General features: G+C 39.7%; 18 protein-coding genes. 3 read left to right on the top strand and 15 right to left on the bottom strand.

Annotation, left to right across the window (positions count from 1 at the left end):
* Positions 1 to 11: 11 nt before the first annotated feature.
* The 5 genes from LBYS11_RS08715 to LBYS11_RS08695 all read right to left on the bottom strand — a co-directional run bounded on the left by LBYS11_RS08715 (position 12) and on the right by LBYS11_RS08695 (position 4,619).
* Positions 12 to 767 carry an ABC transporter ATP-binding protein gene (locus tag LBYS11_RS08715; RefSeq protein WP_103117877.1) on the bottom strand — a complete coding sequence of 252 codons (756 nt, stop codon included), beginning with the start codon at positions 765 to 767 and terminating at the stop codon, positions 12 to 14.
* A 5-nt stretch (positions 768 to 772) separates the two neighbouring features.
* On the bottom strand, positions 773 to 3,091 hold the full coding sequence (locus LBYS11_RS08710) for an ABC transporter permease (protein ID WP_103117876.1): 2,319 nt from the start codon (positions 3,089 to 3,091) through the stop codon (positions 773 to 775).
* 56 nt (positions 3,092 to 3,147) lie between these two features.
* Complete coding sequence (locus LBYS11_RS08705) at positions 3,148 to 3,798, bottom strand: TetR/AcrR family transcriptional regulator (protein WP_103117875.1); 651 nt, start codon at positions 3,796 to 3,798, stop codon at positions 3,148 to 3,150.
* Positions 3,799 to 3,916: 118 nt separating this feature from the next.
* Positions 3,917 to 4,138: a helix-turn-helix domain-containing protein gene (locus tag LBYS11_RS08700; protein WP_004229042.1), complete on the bottom strand. Its 222-nt coding sequence runs from the start codon at positions 4,136 to 4,138 to the stop codon at positions 3,917 to 3,919.
* A gap of 10 nt (positions 4,139 to 4,148) precedes the next feature.
* The gene (locus LBYS11_RS08695; RefSeq protein ID WP_048390401.1) at positions 4,149 to 4,619 is read right to left on the bottom strand and encodes a DUF2975 domain-containing protein; all 471 of its coding nucleotides are present in this window, start codon (positions 4,617 to 4,619) and stop codon (positions 4,149 to 4,151) included.
* 165 nt (positions 4,620 to 4,784) lie between these two features.
* On the opposite strand from LBYS11_RS08695, the gene LBYS11_RS08690 reads away from it, so the two are divergent.
* A complete protein-coding gene (locus tag LBYS11_RS08690; RefSeq protein WP_103117874.1) occupies positions 4,785 to 5,333 on the top strand; it encodes a GNAT family N-acetyltransferase in 549 nt (182 codons plus the stop codon).
* 51 nt (positions 5,334 to 5,384) lie between these two features.
* Here the strand turns inward: LBYS11_RS08690 and LBYS11_RS08685 are convergent, their stop codons facing one another.
* The 3 genes from LBYS11_RS08685 to LBYS11_RS08675 form a co-directional block, all read right to left on the bottom strand.
* Positions 5,385 to 6,833: a tetratricopeptide repeat-containing diguanylate cyclase gene (locus tag LBYS11_RS08685; protein ID WP_103117873.1), complete on the bottom strand. Its 1,449-nt coding sequence runs from the start codon at positions 6,831 to 6,833 to the stop codon at positions 5,385 to 5,387.
* Positions 6,834 to 7,054: 221 nt separating this feature from the next.
* Positions 7,055 to 8,245, bottom strand: coding sequence for a hypothetical protein (locus tag LBYS11_RS08680; protein ID WP_103117872.1), 1,191 nt, complete (start codon positions 8,243 to 8,245; stop codon positions 7,055 to 7,057).
* Complete coding sequence (locus tag LBYS11_RS08675) at positions 8,238 to 8,744, bottom strand: sigma-70 family RNA polymerase sigma factor (protein ID WP_103117871.1); 507 nt, start codon at positions 8,742 to 8,744, stop codon at positions 8,238 to 8,240. Before LBYS11_RS08675 ends, LBYS11_RS08680 begins: the two co-directional genes overlap by 8 nt.
* A gap of 123 nt (positions 8,745 to 8,867) precedes the next feature.
* On the opposite strand from LBYS11_RS08675, the gene LBYS11_RS08670 reads away from it, so the two are divergent.
* The gene (locus LBYS11_RS08670; RefSeq protein ID WP_048390393.1) at positions 8,868 to 9,293 is read left to right on the top strand and encodes a MerR family transcriptional regulator; all 426 of its coding nucleotides are present in this window, start codon (positions 8,868 to 8,870) and stop codon (positions 9,291 to 9,293) included.
* Positions 9,294 to 9,647, top strand: a complete 354-nt coding sequence (locus LBYS11_RS08665; protein WP_048390391.1) for a DUF4260 domain-containing protein — start codon at positions 9,294 to 9,296, stop codon at positions 9,645 to 9,647.
* Between the two features lie 232 nt (positions 9,648 to 9,879).
* On the opposite strand, the gene LBYS11_RS08660 is transcribed toward LBYS11_RS08665, so the two are convergent.
* From LBYS11_RS08660 to LBYS11_RS08630, 7 genes are all read right to left on the bottom strand, one after another.
* Entirely contained in the window at positions 9,880 to 11,655 is a 1,776-nt protein-coding gene (locus LBYS11_RS08660) for a cation:proton antiporter (protein ID WP_103117870.1), read from the bottom strand.
* Between the two features lie 103 nt (positions 11,656 to 11,758).
* A complete protein-coding gene (locus LBYS11_RS08655) occupies positions 11,759 to 11,974 on the bottom strand; it encodes a hypothetical protein (RefSeq protein WP_103117869.1) in 216 nt (71 codons plus the stop codon).
* 109 nt (positions 11,975 to 12,083) lie between these two features.
* A complete protein-coding gene (locus LBYS11_RS08650; protein WP_004229062.1) occupies positions 12,084 to 12,305 on the bottom strand; it encodes a hypothetical protein in 222 nt (73 codons plus the stop codon).
* Positions 12,306 to 12,314: 9 nt separating this feature from the next.
* Positions 12,315 to 13,385, bottom strand: a complete 1,071-nt coding sequence (locus tag LBYS11_RS08645; protein WP_103119064.1) for a LolA family protein — start codon at positions 13,383 to 13,385, stop codon at positions 12,315 to 12,317.
* The gene (locus LBYS11_RS08640; protein WP_103117868.1) at positions 13,385 to 14,833 is read right to left on the bottom strand and encodes a HAMP domain-containing sensor histidine kinase; all 1,449 of its coding nucleotides are present in this window, start codon (positions 14,831 to 14,833) and stop codon (positions 13,385 to 13,387) included. The genes LBYS11_RS08645 and LBYS11_RS08640 overlap by 1 nt, the downstream gene beginning before the upstream one ends.
* A complete protein-coding gene (locus tag LBYS11_RS08635) occupies positions 14,830 to 15,528 on the bottom strand; it encodes a response regulator transcription factor (protein ID WP_054550906.1) in 699 nt (232 codons plus the stop codon). Before LBYS11_RS08635 ends, LBYS11_RS08640 begins: the two co-directional genes overlap by 4 nt.
* 427 nt (positions 15,529 to 15,955) lie before the next feature.
* A complete protein-coding gene (locus LBYS11_RS08630; RefSeq protein WP_004229076.1) occupies positions 15,956 to 16,972 on the bottom strand; it encodes an inorganic phosphate transporter in 1,017 nt (338 codons plus the stop codon).
* Positions 16,973 to 16,974: the final 2 nt, after the last annotated feature.

The following is a 16,974-nucleotide window of genomic DNA, read 5'->3' as shown; positions in this document are numbered from 1 at the left end:
ATTTCTTCAAGCTAAATACCTATTTTTTGCATAGTAGAGACAACTTTGAGCATTCGATCGTCTAAATCGGCGCCTGTGAATCGAGGCAATCTCAATTCATTCACGATAGCACCATCAGACATAAAAAGGATACGCTCTGTTCTTGCGGCAATCTTTGGATCATGGGTCACAAGCATCACCGTTGTGCCTTCACTATTGATGGAGGCTAATAAATCCATGATTTCCTGAGCAGACGTTGAATTCAATGCGCCTGTGGGTTCATCTCCAAAGATCACCTGCGGGTTGCTAATCAAGGCCCGGCAGATGCCTGCCCGTTGAAGCTGCCCACCAGACACTTGTGTAATATCTCGCTTTGCCAAGTCTGCAATCCCCATTTTGTTCATGATCTGTAGTGCCCTTTCTGTCAAGGCCCTGACATTTTTTCGCTCATCACGCATCGCAGGTAACAGGATATTATCGAGGATATTTAAGCTTTTTAGAAAGGTCGGCTGCTGAAAGACAAAGCCCATTTTCGTTCTACGCAAATCAGCCAGTTCTTTGTCACTTAATGTCGTTAAGTCCATTCCATCAAAGATGACCTGACCTTGATCAATACTGTCCATCCCGCTAAGGGCATACAACAGTGTCGATTTACCACAGCCTGATGGGCCCATGATGGAAATAAACTCCCCTTGATTGATGGCAACTGATACATCCAGTAAAACGGGATGCTGTTCTTTGCCTACCTGAAACGTCTTTGCTATTTGCTCACCACTTACGATATTCATAGGTTCTACTCCTTTATATGCTCAATAATTTTTACCTGCCCTGCCCTTGACGTACCAAATAGCGTAGCTAGCAGAACAACGCTTGTAAGCGCTAGTGGGCAAAAAACATACGCTGCTAGTGGATTAATCATAAAATCAAAGGAAGCCGCCCCGAATGAGGCAATGACCGTACTAGTTAAATATTCACCTAACGTGTTTGCGAGCAACGTCCCCATCGAGATAGCAAGCAGTAATACAAAAATCGAACGTGCAGCATATTGTGTAGCTATATCGACATTCGTGAATCCCAATGCCTTCATGATAGCGATGGGCGCTTGATCCTTCGCAATCAGCATATTCATAAATAATAATGTCACGAGCACACACAGCAATAAGGCAATGACGAGTGCTGCACGAGCTGCCTTTTCGATGGCATGAATCGTCGTACCAAAAGTTTGATAAATATAATCATCAATACCTGACACTTTGGCAAATGAGAAGGTTTTTGCATATTCCGCCCTTTTATCTGCAACAAGGGATGGATCTGCCATCGTACTATAGACGACACTCCACATGCTATCCGTAGACTGGTCAGAGAAAGCTGCCTTCGCAGTCTTGCCTCCATTGGTAATATCTGAATAAATACCGCTAATCCTCAAATTTTTCTTCTGTCCATTAATGACCACTGCTAAACTATCGCCAACCTTTTTTTGAAGCTCCTCTGCATTGAGCACCGAAAGTGCCACTTCATTAGGAGCAACTGGAGCCTCTCCGTGTGCATATTCTAAGGGAAAAATCGTATGGTCACCCAGCTCTATTTTTAGGTTTTGCGCTGTTCCGTCCTCGGCAATCGTTGTGAATTTTTTTGTTGTCAAAACAGTGTAATTCTTAATGGCTGTGTCATGCTCAAGCCTATCCATCACCGCTGCCACCTGTTGTTCATTTTGCTTGCCTTGTGGGATATCAATTCGGATGTCACTGTTCCCAATACCCATATACGTAATAAAGCTTTTAGCTGCAATTGTGTTGTGTAAGTTTTGAGGGACGATGATAATAAATGTTGCCAATACTAATACTGCGAGCATTGTCGCATAAAGTGTTTTTCGTGATAGCACATCCTTTATGCCAAGGAAAAGATTAATCGGTAGCCTTTTATTGGCGCTGAGGTTCAATAATTTTGCATGTTGCCCTTTTCCTTGCATTGTGCCAAAGCGCAGAGCCTGCGTGGCTGATAGCTTGCGAAACTGTTTCAGTACCGATTGTACATAGCCCATAATCACGATAAACACGAGCAACAACCCCAGACCTGTGAACAACCAAATGAGTGAAACATTGTCCGTTTCTCCCATGAACAGACGGATATTTTCTAATAGAATATCTCGAAGGAAGAAGGAACAGGCAAAACCGAGCATACAACCAATCACAGCTATAACGCCATATTTGGCTAAATACATTTTCTGAATATCTGCCACTCGTAGGCCAATTGCTTTCATCACACCGATTTCTCGAGTATCCTCTTCAATTTTAGTGAGCAATGTAAATCGAATACACATAAACGCAATAGCGACTACAAGGACACTGATGAGCAAGATCACAGCAATCATAAGCCCATCTGATATGGCATTCAGCATTTGAAAAAGCTTATAGGTAATGGTTGGTCCATTTGCTTCTAACCCTGCACTTGTATAGGCTTCCTCAAAATTCTTTAAATCCGCCAAATTTTTCAAACGAAACTCAATTAAATATTCAACTGTTCCCGCTTCCTGGATTGCTGCATAATCTTGTTCACTGACAAGAAAGCGTTTGGAGGAAGCCAGCATTGAGTTCATCTGTGAATCCCTTAGAAATCCAGCTATTGTAAAGGTTTGATCTTGAACGATGACAGTATCCCCCAAGTCGGCAATACCGTCCTTCCAATAGCTTACAGGTACATAAATATCACCATTTGCCACTTCAATCACATGACCATCAAGATCAAGTAAATAATCAAATTTCTCACTTTGTGTGCTGAAACCATTGTCCTGCACACTATGTGCCAATGTGGTACCCGCAATATGGATCTTTGAGCCCTCCACATTTAGAAATTCATTCATTTGATATTCATCTACATATTTATTTTGCTCTGCAAATTCAGAAAGCCGCACTTGATCGATTTCCCCTGCATGCATCTGAAGAAAATGAGACGTTTCTGCTTGTTTCATCAGTGTGTCAATTGCGCTTGTCAAATGGACCATAAGTACTGCTGATAGTGTGACAAGTAAAGCTGCTACCGCCACAAATAGCATGGTCATACCTGTAATTAGCTTGCTATTTGCCATATCATTTCGCACAATTTTCCAATACATAAGTCACCTCTTTGTATATTGTTAATCGCCATCAAATCTAACAAGACCTAAAATATTTAGTTCGGACTGCCTTCTCCTTTATTTCCAAACATTTGCATCATATACAATAAGCTACCACTTTCCACCCCTAGCATTCGTTCAATATTAAAAATCAATGCCGGAATACGAGCAGCTCTTTCCTCATCTGTCATCAAGACGAGATCATCATCGAATACCGTATTGGTATAAGCGATAATCATTTCCATACACTCATAGGGATAAGGCGTTTGGTAAATACCTTGCTCAATGCCCTCCCGAATAATGGCAGTAAGGATTGGTGGCACTTGATTGATGACCACTTGCTGTATTTTACGGTGCATCAAGGCATTTTGCGGTCTATGAACATGCTCCATCATTTCCTGTCCACCCTGTTCATTTTGCATATTCAATGCCATGACAACGCGCAATATCCGCTCATTTACAGCTATAGTCTTGTCTGCTGCAACGGTTTTCGCCTTTGCGAGCATTGTGCTTGTATAACGCTCAATGAGCGCATCCATAATATCTTCCTTAGATTTAAAGTGATAATAGAGGGTGCCTCGAGCAATGCCCACTTTTTCCAAAATATTACTCGTACTAGTGCCATCAAATCCCTTCTGTGTAAATAATTCATCCGCTGCATCTAATATTTCATTTCTGCGTTCTTCCGCTTTTTTTATTTCTCTCATAAGACAACTCCTTATAATTGACCGACTGCCTGTCGATATATCTTTTCTTTATCCTAGCATATGACTACTTCTGTTGGCAATAATTTCTACAAAAAAAGAATCTGCTTTATGCAGATCCTTATTTTTGTAGTTCCTCGTTCTTCCGATATTCCAAAATATCGCCAGGCTGGCAATCCAATGCCTCACAAATAGCCTCTAATGTTGAAAAGCGGATGGCTTTGGCCTTGCCGTTTTTTAAAATCGAAAGGTTCGCCATCGTGATGCCAACTTTTTCTGAAAGCTCTGTTACACTCATTTTTCGTTTCGCCAGCATTACATCAATGTTAATGATCATTGCCATAGTATTCACCTCAAACCGTTAGATCATTTTCTGATTTGATATCGATGGCATTTTTTAGAAGCTTTTGCAGCACAGCAGCAAAGACTGCCACGACAAAGGAAGCAAAAATAATGACCATTCCGATAAGGATAAGACCTGGGGCATCGTCTACTTCCGCAGCATAGTATATCAGTGGCATGCCAACCACGTAAACACTACTAATAATAATTGCACAATATTTGATCTTGATTAAAGCTTTGACAGACAGCTCTGAAAATGCAATGTTTTGGTCAATATAGCTTAATAGTTTGATCGTCGTAAATAGCGCAACAAAATAAGCAATAGCCGTTGCATAGACGCCAATTAAAGCAACAATGGTTAAAATGGGAGAATGCTCCACTGTATTCAAAGCAACACGAGGCACCACCCATACACATAAGGCAAGAACGGGTATACCTATTAGAAAAACAGCTATCTTTAAAAAGAGCGTTTCTCGTTTCATCTTACGCACCTCTTTTATTTATTCTCCTGTTTAATTTATCATACAATTTATCGTTTTTCAATAAATTTTTATTCCAATTCAAGATACTTTATAACACCCATTATTTGGTTTACTTTACTTTTTATTGTGCTATAATCAATCCAACCATTGAAAAGGGGGTATTCGATGATTTATTCGCCAACCGAAAAGACGATAGAAACGACACGTTTAATACTTCGACTTTTTACGCAAGCAGATGCACAGGAAGTAAGTGTTTTATGTAACAATTATGCGATCTATAAAAGCACATTGAGTTTACCTTATCCTTATACATTAGAATGTGCATTATCATGGATTTCCACGCATCAACAAAACTTTGAGGAAAATCGAAGTTACGAATTTGCGGTAACAGACAAACAAAGTGGACAATTATATGGAGCGATAGGACTGTCAAATCAATCCCAACATCAAAGAGGAGAAATCGCTTATTGGATTGGAGAGCCCTATTGGGGTAATGGCTACGGAACAGAGGCTGCTCAAGCGATGATTGAATTTGCATTTCAGGTGAAACAGTATCATCGTATTTATGCCCGGTATTTCCAATCTAATCCCGCCTCTGGGAAAATTATGGAGAAATGTGGCATGCACTATGAGGGAACCTTAAAGGAGCATATTTATAAAAACGGGACTTTTGAAGATATTGTGTTTTATGGCTTGCTTAATCCATCACACTAGCAACACGTTTACGAAAGAGGCACTTCCCTCGTAGATATGCCTCTCTCTCTTTTAAATACCATTTCCCACATCGCAATAATGATTATAGTGCGTAATTTGGTTGCGGCCGTTACGCTTTGATTTATAGAGCGCTTCATCCGCATGCTGGATAAGCTCCTCTACTTTCTGAATTTTGCCATGATCATTCGTACTGACACCAATACTAAATTCCAACTGAACCGTTTGATTATTCACAGTTAGTGACAATGCCGTTAAGGTTTGATACAGGTTGTCAGCCAATGTTTGCACTGATTCACCTTCCTTTACTTGACTCAACACAATGAATTCATCCCCACCAAAACGGGCAACAATGGACTCAAAGGGCTGAAAATAGTCCTGTAAAGTTTTGGCTGTATTCGTCAAAGCATCATCGCCAAATAAATGGCCATTCATGTCATTGATTTCTTTAAAATGGTCTAAATCCACCATCATCAGGGCCAATTGCTGATGATTTTCAGTCGCCTTTTCGACCATCTTTTTGGCCTGTTCATCAAAATAGCGACGATTGTAAATATTCGTCAGAGGATCAATATAGGCATTTTTTTCAAACTGCTTCTTATGATCGTTATATTCCATTTCAAACAATACATGTGAATAGTTTTCACGCTGGATTTCTAACAAAATATTTATATATTCCTTTTGTATCGCACATAATACAATTTTATTGCCTTGCTCCTCAATTAGCTTCACTAAAGAATTATAAATTAGTTGAAGTAAAGAAAGGTCATTGTTTTGTAAAGCATAATGCTTTGTCTTTTGATATAAATCTATGGCCTCACTTATACGTCCCTGTCTTTCACATAGGAAGGCATAGGCATTGAGTACCTCAAGTTGTACTTTCGAATAGGGTGGATGATGAATCGTTGCCATTAATTCTTGTAATATCGTATTGGCTTCCTCAAATTCTTCAAGCCAAATAAGTGCAACAGCTAGGTTTGTCTTCGGATGGATAATCCCTGTATAAGGCTCTTTATGCTTTATTTCAAACGCATTCGCATAATATAAACTCTTTAAGGCAAATTCCTTAGCTGTCCGATAGCTTCCCATGGATATTTCTAAGTCGCTCAGATTGTTATAGATTTTCCCCATGCTCTCCACGTGCTGGATTGCTTCAGCAATTTTTAAGCCTTTCAGCATCAACTCTTCTGATTTCTTTAAATGACCAAATGTTCCCCAATAAATGGCTGCTAAATTGTAATATTGAATTACATCAATATCGTTGCCATGTTGAAAGGTTAACTCACGATATTGTTCAAGGACACTTATAGAAAGCTGTAAATCACCCGTTTGAAAATAACTGGCACAGCTATAACGTAATAGAAGGATAGCCTTATCATACATTTCAAGCTTAATGGCACTTTCAATTGCGGCACTACTTATTTCTATATATTCTAAAAAACGATCCGCATTATATAACTCATTAAGCGTAATCCATAGTTCTTCAAATTCTTGTGCGTTCATACCGCCCCTCCTTTTCTTCATCCTTACTTCTTTAATACTACCTTTGACCTTAAAATATTACAATTCTTTAGACTCATTTATTTTTTCGACATTAAGTAATTCAGCCTAATAAAGAAAATCACTGTGTATTTTTTCCTACATTCAATTAAAGGTTATTTTAACATGGTACTTTCACTATAATTTTCCCCTAAACAAAAAACAAGCCTCTTTCAAGAGACTTGTTAAGATTCTTCTATGCCTAGGATGGCTATTAATGCCTTCGCTCTGTTGGCACTAAGGTGAATTTCTCCGCTTCCAGCCTTTTGGAGATAAATTGAACCCCCATAGCCCTTCCACATTTCAATACGGACGCCTTCTACTTCAAATGAATATTCGGGTGGCCTTTTCATATAATTTGCGGGCTGCCAAGGGATATCCTGTAAAAACTGAGCGACCTCTTTGTCATTTTCTAGCTCAAGCTTTTTTGTAATGGTTGGCTCTAGCTTTTCCAGTTTAGATAATAAACCATAATTTCTTACGACCCCGTTTTCCTCTATACTGCCTGTTCCCATAGAAGTTAAAGTAATATAATCCCCCTGCTTGACAGGAAAATCATCCAGCACAGGATACCAATTGGCCTGTTCATATTTTTCAGCAAGCTGTTCTTCCGTCATATGATCAAGGTCCTCGGGAATCACTCCTTCAATAAATAAGAAAACATTCGCTTCAACCTCTGCAACTGTTCCAACCATTGAAGAGCCATGTGAACTAGTCCGTATTACGATGTTATGCTCCTCTTGAAAGGCTGTTGCCTGATCAGTATAATGCGCTTGGAAATATCGTTTGGCATCAATATTGGCTACTTCTTGGTAAGCATAAAAAGTTGGATATTTTTCTTTATAGAAGGCATATAGCTTTGTTCGCGTTGTATACATCGGCAGTAGGGGCTCGAGATATGTTTCAACATACTGTTTCGGTGCTAATCCCTGAAATAGTGCTTCGTATTCAGATGCTTGATAAAGCATTTCCAACTGTTCTACCTGCTTCTTTCTCTCCGCCTCTAGCTCTGCCTTAGAATAATCAATTCCTAATGATTTCGCAAAATAGTAGGCGGCAACGAGCTTCTCATACGATAGATAGGCTTCCTCTTTATAAAATTCCTGCTCTTTCCCTGGCCACATTAGCCGATTAATCCGTTCGAAATGCTCAAGCTGTCTTTCATGAAATAGTGAGGTTGTTTGCTCTGTTTCGTTCGTAAGAAGCTGCACCATCATAAACCCCACCACACAAAGTGTCAGTAGGATGGTTAATAGAGTGAAACGAAATGGCTTCCTTCTATTGATAGACTGTTGTAGTACTTGTTTTTTGACTCGTTCTTTGCTTGCTGTCATATCACCAGCGACTTTGAGTAATTCCTTCTGTATCTCATTCATGTCTAAGCACCTCCCATTCCTCCTGCTTTAGATGAGGCTTTAATGCTTCTCTTGCCCGCTTCAGTCTTGTTTTCACCGTATTCTCCGCAATGCCAAGTAGCTGGGCAATATCACAAATTTTCATTTCTTCAAAATAATAAAGGATAATAGGCTCCCGATAGGTAAGTGAAAGCTTTAAAATAGCTGCCCCAATGTGAGACCGTTCCTCTGCTGCCACGAGCTCATCTCGTTGTCTATTCCCCTGAATAGGAAATATTTTTTCTTGTAATAGTAATTTCTTATAATGCCAGCTTTTTAAATAATCCTTGCTTTGATTAATCGTTAGAGTGGATAAATACGCACGCAACTGCCCGCGTTCTTCATAACCACGCTGAGAAAATTTAATAAAGACCTCTTGCACAATATCCTCTGCGGTTTGTCGGTTTTTTACATAAAAATAGGCGAGACGTAATAAATGTGCTGCATGTTCTTCGATCATTTCCTCAAGTATGCCGTCCACCTCCCCTTCTTACACTATAAACGACTGCCACTGAATGACCGTTTCATTTTTTTAAATTTTTTCCTCAAGCACCTTGACCTTGGAGCATACTCCAATGTTAGGATGAATTTAGGAGGTACTTACATGAAAATTAAACAATTCGCCGAGAAATTTCAATTAACAACTGATACCGTTCGCTACTATGAAAAAGAGGGACTCTTACAGCCGCAAAAACAAGACAATGGCTACCGTGTGTATGATGCCATGTGTGAACATACAATGAAATTTATTATCGTTTTACGTCAGCTAGGCTTTACGCTTCAAGAAATTAAACATTTACTGACACTCGAACAAAAGCCTATTTCAACAGCATGTAATGAAGAAACGGTACAGCTATTTTCCACAAAGATTGCCCAAATTGAGCAGCAACTACGATTCTATCAGCATGCGCTTCATTCGTTACAACTGACAAAAACATTAATGGCTGACGGACAATTTGAAGAAAATCAAGAAAAAATTGCCTTACTCATTGAGGATATGTATCAAAATTTACTGGAAGGTCGTGGTTAAATGTCACTACGTAAAATCATCTCAATCGAATATATCCTTGCTTTCATCATCACAGCTTCTTTCTATGGTCATCTAAATTTTCCATGGCTTTATTTTATTGTGTTTTTATTGCTCCCAGACATCACCATGGTTGGCTATCTCATCAATACAAAAATAGGCGCTCTTTTCTATAATATGGGGCATAGTTTTGTGCTACCTGCCATGTTGATGGTGATTGGTTTACTAACGACTACATCAATACCTCTGATGGCTGCCCTGATTTGGCTCGCACATATTTTCTTAGATCGCGCACTTGGCTATGGTTTAAAATATGATGACGCTTTTAAGAAGACACATTTACAGCAGATTGCGTAATGAGGAGGAAAGTATGGCTAGCCATTTAACACTGCGATTTTTAGTAGAAATGGGTTAGAAAAATCTCCCAATTAAATGCTCTCTTGGGGTGGGATTCTCTCTTTAAGCTAGCTGTTCTTGTTTTGTATAAAACAGGCAGAACACTAATTCCAAGCATGGTCATTTTCAGTCAACTAGTCTCCTTTCTCTTGCATCAAAAAACCAGCCGCCCTGCACAAACAGGTGGCTGGTTTTAGCGAATTAAACTAATAATAGTATGTGGTTCATGTTTTATATCGTCATATTTATTGACCATATCCAACACGATAGCTCCATCCTGTGTTATAGCATACACCCAGACGGCATGAGGATTTTGTTCTACATAATCCTTAAATGTAAATACTTCTGTAATTTTCGTTTGACGAAGTTGTGCACCTTGCTCTATCAGTTCATTGAGCTGATGAATATCATGCTGTGCATCGACAAGAAGCTGTCCCCCGTACTTCCGTGAGTAATTTTTAGGGTCTGTAGAATGTAAAGCCGTTTGAAAAATATTGAGACGCCCTAATTCTGGAACAAAGTCTGCACAAACAAGGACATTATAGGCGTCCTGCTTTGTTGCTACAATTAGTTGATCATATGGGGTTAAATCAACATAAAACTCAGTATGCTCGCTTAAAATATCACCTGTTTCCGTCTTAATACCATTTTGTCGAGCAGCAGATAAATCTTCCCATGCACGATCCATCATCAACACATCAATTCCGTTATTTTGCAGGGACGTTGCGAGCTGTGTTGTAAATGGAGAAGCGCCTACAATCACAATACCTTTCCCAGTGGAAGCTTGTAGATCTAATTTTTTCGCAAGCCAGCCAATGCTAAAGCCATGGGCAACCACTGTCGCAAAAACAAGTGCTAATGTGAGCGCTGTTAATAATTGTGCACTTTGAAAACCTACGTCTTGTAGTGCCGTTGTAAAGTAACCTGAAACGGTTAATGCTACAATCCCTCTCGGTGCAATCCACCCAATTAAGGCCCGTTCTTCCAATGTTAAGCCCGTATTAATGGTTGCAATCCAAATCGATAACGGTCGAACAATAAACATCATTGCTAGCACGAATAGTAGCATACGCCAATCAACGATTTGCCATAACGTATCGATGGTTAAAGACGACGTCAGCATAATAAAGACACTTGAAATTAAAATAACCGAAATATTTTCTTTAAAATGCAACAGCTCATGATGACTTGTTAAATGCATATTTGCCATCACAAGCCCCATCACTGTCACAGCCAATAAGCCCGTCTCGTGCATGATGGCATCGCTTAGGGCAAAAACAAGTAAAATAGTAGCAAGTAACAGAGGTGATTTCAAAAACTCTGGAATTAAACCACGCTCCAAGCATTGCCCCATTACATAACCGACGCCCCCTCCTAACAGGGCGGCTAAAAAGGCGGAAACAAAGAAAACGGTTAGAGATGTCCCACCTTCTAAATGATATATACCCAAAACGACCTGATACGCAAATAGCGCTAACAATGCGCCAAAAGGATCTACAACGATGCCTTCCCACTTTAAGATAGCTGCTGGTCGCTCCTTCAATTTTGCTTGTCTCAATAAAGGCAAAATAACGGTTGGACCTGTCACAATAAATAATCCACCAATGACAAAAGAGACTGGCCATGATAGCCCTGCAACAAAATGCGCGGCAGTAGAGCCTGCAATCCAAGCGATGGCTGCCCCTACTGTGGAAATACGCAATATGGACTTCTTAAAGCCACGTATTTCTCGAAAATCAAGGCTTAAACTTCCTTCAAATAATATAACGGCAACTGCCAGAGAAATAATGGTATGAAAAATAGGGCCAAATGTCTCTTTTGGAGACACTAACCCTGTAAACGGACCAATAATTAGCCCAGCGATACTCATAATGACAATGGCAGGCATGCGAAAACGCCATGCTAACCACTGTGAAAACAAACCGATAAAAATAATAAAAGGTAACTGAAATAGTAAATTGTCAAACATATGTACCACCTACAATATCCTAGGATGAATGTATATTCCCTCATTTTAGAAGGACTAAACCTGTTACCTTACATTATGTACGTATTGTGCCAAAATTATCACTTTACCTCATCATGATCATGAACGTAATCACATTATAAAGCGCTGGTGCAACCAAAGCGAAAGCGAAACACACCACTGCAGCCCATTTTGTGTTCTTAATACCACGATCATCGCCTGTCTTTAGATGATGAAAATAAGTTAATGTGAAATAAAAGCATAAAATCATAAACAAGGGGAAAATGAGTTGTTGAGCAAAGCCATGTAGAAATGTAGCCATTGAAGAAACCTCCTATTAATATCCTCTTTACATAAATATTGTAATATACCAACTCTATTTCTACCATAAAAAAAGCAGGATCCTCCACTCTGATCCTGCTCCAAATTATTTAGATGAATCTTTTTAACAATGATTCATATAGACCCACCATTAACAATCCAATTAATATTGGAATGAGGGATGTAAAACTGAAATAAAAGCCTACATCCTGATATTGTCCCGTAAAGTGAAATTGTAGCCAAGACACCTCATATGTTTCTCCTACCCCATATAAGAAAATAGTGGTAAATAAAAATAATGCCAGACATTTTAGTCCTTGCGCTTTTTTCATAGTATCACCTCATTGTACAACGGTCATTTGTTGCGCATAGCTTAAAAGATCCTCAACTGTTAATTCTGGATTTTGTCCAACCATACTATATTGGTAGCCGTTTTCTTGCCAAGCAAGGGAACGGAAATTTTCACCATCCATAACAGTGCCTTTTTGTCCTCGAATATCTATTTCTTTTTCATTTAAAATGGGACCAATATCTGCAACACTAGCATCTGCTTTAAAAATCGTGACAAAAAAGGCTAGCTCTCCATCTAAAACATAATCGAAAGAGTATTCTGGTCGTTCCTCTATCCCTTTAACCATGGATATGTTGTCTAACGTTAGACCATTTACTTCTGGTACTAATAAAAATTTTTCAAGCTGCTGCTTTACGTGGTCCAATGAAATGGATTCAGAAGTATCCTGTCCGCTAATTTCCTGAATCGTTACATCCTTTGGTAAATCTAGTGTAAATTGTTGAGCATCTATTTTTTCACCAAAATTAATCTTAGAATATTCAGTGAGCATATGAGTCCCTGCACTATCTGTCTTCATTTTTAATGTCAGCCAAGTCTTTTTATCAATCCAAGCTTCAATATCGCCGAATAACGATTCCGTATTCTTCGTTTTTGCGACGATTTTATAGGTATCTCTACCTGCAACCTTCTCTTCTCCTGCTATCTTAATATCATGCGTATCTTTAACCATATTAAAAATAAGCTGTACCTGATCTTTAGGTGATTGCAAGCTGTCTAATTCAGGTTGTGAATAATCCATTGTGTAGGCTGTCTTTTCAGTGACATCATAGCTAATCACTTTAGCATCATTTTTAACTGTGATAACATGTTCACCATTATCGCCTGTCATTTCTATCCGTCTATTGCTATCCTTTACCCATTCCTTCACTTGAGCTTTACCACCTAGCTCTCCCATATCTAACGTATATTCGCCATAATAAGTGAGTGGCTCTTTCGATTCTTGAAGGGCTTGGTCGATAATTTCCTGAGGTGTATAAGTTGCCTCTGAATTACAGCCCACCAAGCTAAATGTCATAACAGCAATTAAGCCTGCTGCTCGGCAAGATCTTTTCCAATTCATCATTCATTTACTCCTTTATAAGGTGGTAGCCAGCAAATTACCGCTGTTCCAATGTTCTCTCTAGAAAGCAGTTCGACAGTACCCCCATGTTTTTCAATAATTTGTTTTGTAATATTTAAGCCTAGTCCTGTTCCTCGTTCACCAGCCTTTGATCTCGCATAATCTGCTTGATACATTGGCTCGAATAATTTAACAATGTCCTGTTGTGGTATGCCTCTTCCGTGATTTTGCACAATTATATACATGCCTTCTTGCTTGTTTAAAGCAGCCTTCAAGAAATCAAAGCCCCATTCGGGATCATTTCCAGCATTGACTGCCGCTAAGCCTATTGTTGTCCCCTTTTCCCCATAACGCCAGGCGTTGCTCAATAAATTATCAATGACACGCTGAAGTTGTTTAGGATGCACAGCATAGAGTCCATCCACGGCACAGAAGACTTTTAATGTAAATCCTTCTTCCTCACATAACGGTTCATAGTCAGACAAGGCCATGTCAAAAAATTCTTCTCCATCCACAGCAATGAGCTCTAATGTATAGTTCGTTGATTGAAGTAAGGTAAACATCATTAAATCCTCTAGCATATGCTTCATCCGATCTGCCTTCGTAACGATGACCTGCTGATATTCTGCCACCTGCTGTTCTGATAAGCCTTTATTTTGTAAAGATTCCGCATAGGCTTGGATGGCTGTAAGGGGTGTTTTCAAATCATGGGAAATACTTGCAATCATCATTTCTTTTTGCTGTTGTTCCGCTTTTAAGGAAGCTCGAGTCTTTTCAATTTCAACCTGCATCGCCTCAAATGTTTTGGCGAGTGCCCCAATCTCATCTTTTCTTACGCTTAGAGTTGATTTAACATGCTGACCTTTCGCAAAATGACGCATGTGCTGCATCAGTTCACCTAATGGCCGATTCAGTTTCCGATGAAGCAACAAGATGACAGTTAAATAAATGATAAGAAACAACAGGATCGTGCTTGCGATGACAAGCCATGAACGCTTTTCTACACCCTTTACCCAATCTGTTCGTATTAATTGAATTTCATAGATGCCAAGCAAATCACCTTTTAGATATACAGGCTCCTTGTATGTAAAGGCGTTGTATGCTTGCTGTAAATCATATAAACCATTTAACATGCGCTCTTTCCCTACATAGCCCGTTAGCAAAGGGTTGGAGGAATATAAAACATAGCCAGATTTCGTATAGAGGGTAATCGCCAGCTTCTCATTGGTAAGTTCCTCTATCTCCTCAAAATCGGCATTTTTTTGATAAAGCACTGGATTGTCAACGACATCTTTTACCTGATTTAGCTCTGTCCACTTGTCAAAGTACTCCGCCACATTTTTATCTTGGTAATAAGCATTAATCCACACATAAAGGCTATAAGCTCCTACTATGGGTATGACCATTACAATAAAAAACATAATTAGTAACCACGCTTTTATTTTCATAATGGTTCACCAATAAAACGATAGCCCTTACCCCACACAGTTTGAATGAAATTTGGGTTTTTCACAGAATCCTTGAGCTTTTCGCGCAATGCCTTGATATGCACTGTGACAGTATGAGTGTCCTCTAACGTTGCTTGCTGCCAAATATGCTGATACAGTTCTTCTTTTGTAAAGGTTTGACTCGGATTTTTAGCTAGCAGCCTCACAAGAGCAAACTCCTTTTGAGTTAATGCAATTTCTTGCTGATAAACACATACTATTTGTCGTTGCCAATCTATTGTTAATCCATTCGCATAGGCAGTATGCTCTTCTATCACGTCTTGCTTGTGGTAGCGTCGCCAGCGTCTAAGATGAGAGGCAACTCGTGCCTTTAATTCTTCTAAGCTAAATGGTTTAGCGATATAATCGTCTGCCCCCTGCAAGCCCTCCACCTTATCCGCATCTTCCTTGCGGGCACTCATCATTAGGATTGGCACATCACTCTCCCAACGGATATTTTGACAAACCGTTAACCCATCCATTTCTGGCAGCATCCAATCCACTAGCACTAAATCGAAAGGTTGCGTTTGAAAATCTTCCAGTCCCTCAAGGCCCGTAGTAGCCCATGTCACACAATAGCCCTCCTGTTCTAGCGTATCCTTCACAATGCGCCCAATCGCTGTATCATCCTCAATCAGTAGTAATTTTTCCTTCATCATTTTCCTCCTGCATTCACCTTACTACGGAAAAAACGATTTTCTCCGAACTTTACACTTTCTTTATAATTACCTTAGAGCGTATCCGCACTTTACACAAGGGGAGGAGGCTATCGATTTCATCGAAGCAGTTTTCTTCCTGCCCGGGCTATCCGCCAATTTTGTGTGGCTATCCTTCACTTTGCCGGTTCTATCCGCTACTTGACCGAGCTATCCGCCAATTTTGCCGTTCTATCCACTACTTTAACCGGGCTATCCGCCAATTTTGCCGTTCTATCCACTACTTTAACCGGGTTATCCGCCACTTTGCCGGTTCTATCCACTACTTTAACCGGCTATCCGCCACTTTGCCGGTTCTATCCGCTACATCCTTCATTTTTATCCCATTAAAAAAGGAATGCACTGTGATTGTGCATTCCTTAGCGAACTAGAAAAATAAACTTAGAATATAGTAAATCAATGCTGCCATGACAGCAGAGATTGGCATCGTGATGACCCATGTTGTAACGATTTTACGTGCCATCCCCCATTTAACGCCTTTAACACGGTGTGCTGTTCCGACACCCATGATGGATGAAGAAATAACATGTGTTGTAGAAACTGGTAAATGGATTAATGTGGCACCAAAGATAATCGATGCAGAAGCTAAGTCTGCCGCTACCCCATTTACTGGGCGGATTTTCATGATTTTACCGCCAACCGTTTTGATAATTTTATAGCCTCCGACAGATGTACCAAGACCCATCGCAGTTGCTGCAGCAAAACGTACCCAGAAAGGAATATCATCTCCTTGGTGTAGGCCGCCGGCGATTAGCGCCAAGGTAATAATACCCATTGCCTTCTGCGCATCATTTGTCCCGTGTGTAAAGGATTGTAAGGCTGCTGTCCCAATTTGCATTGTACGGAAGCCTTTATTCGTTCGATATAAATTCATATCTTTGAAGATGACTTTTAATAATGTCATCATCAGGAAACCAGCTGCGAACGCTAGTAATGGTGAAAAAATAAGTGCTTGAAGAATTTTAATAAACCCAGCATAGTTCAAAATATCAAATCCTGCTGCGGCAATAGCTGCCCCTGCAACAGAACCTATTAATGTATGAGAAGAACTTGATGGAATCCCAAAATACCATGTTAATAAATTCCATGTAATGGCAGATAATAAGGCTGCTAAAATCACAACAGAACCTGTAATATCGCCATCATAGGCATTTAAAGAAAATGGGTCCACAATATCTTTTGTTAGGGCTTTGGCTACCCCAACGAATGTAATCGCTCCGACGAAGTTCATTACTGCTGCCATATAAACCGCAGTACGTGGCTTTAAGGCACGGGTCGATACAGAGGTAGCAATCGCATTGGCTGTATCATGGAAGCCGTTAATAAAGTCGAACACAAGTGCGAAAATAACGACTAATATGGTGATTAATAAGATCGTATCCATTT

Origin of the sequence: Lysinibacillus sp. YS11 (assembly GCF_002896375.1) — a bacterium.
Taxonomy (GTDB): Bacteria; Bacillota; Bacilli; order Bacillales_A; family Planococcaceae; genus Lysinibacillus; species Lysinibacillus capsici.
Note: the sequence above shows the minus strand (reverse complement) of the source record. Positions and strands in the feature narration are given on the sequence as shown.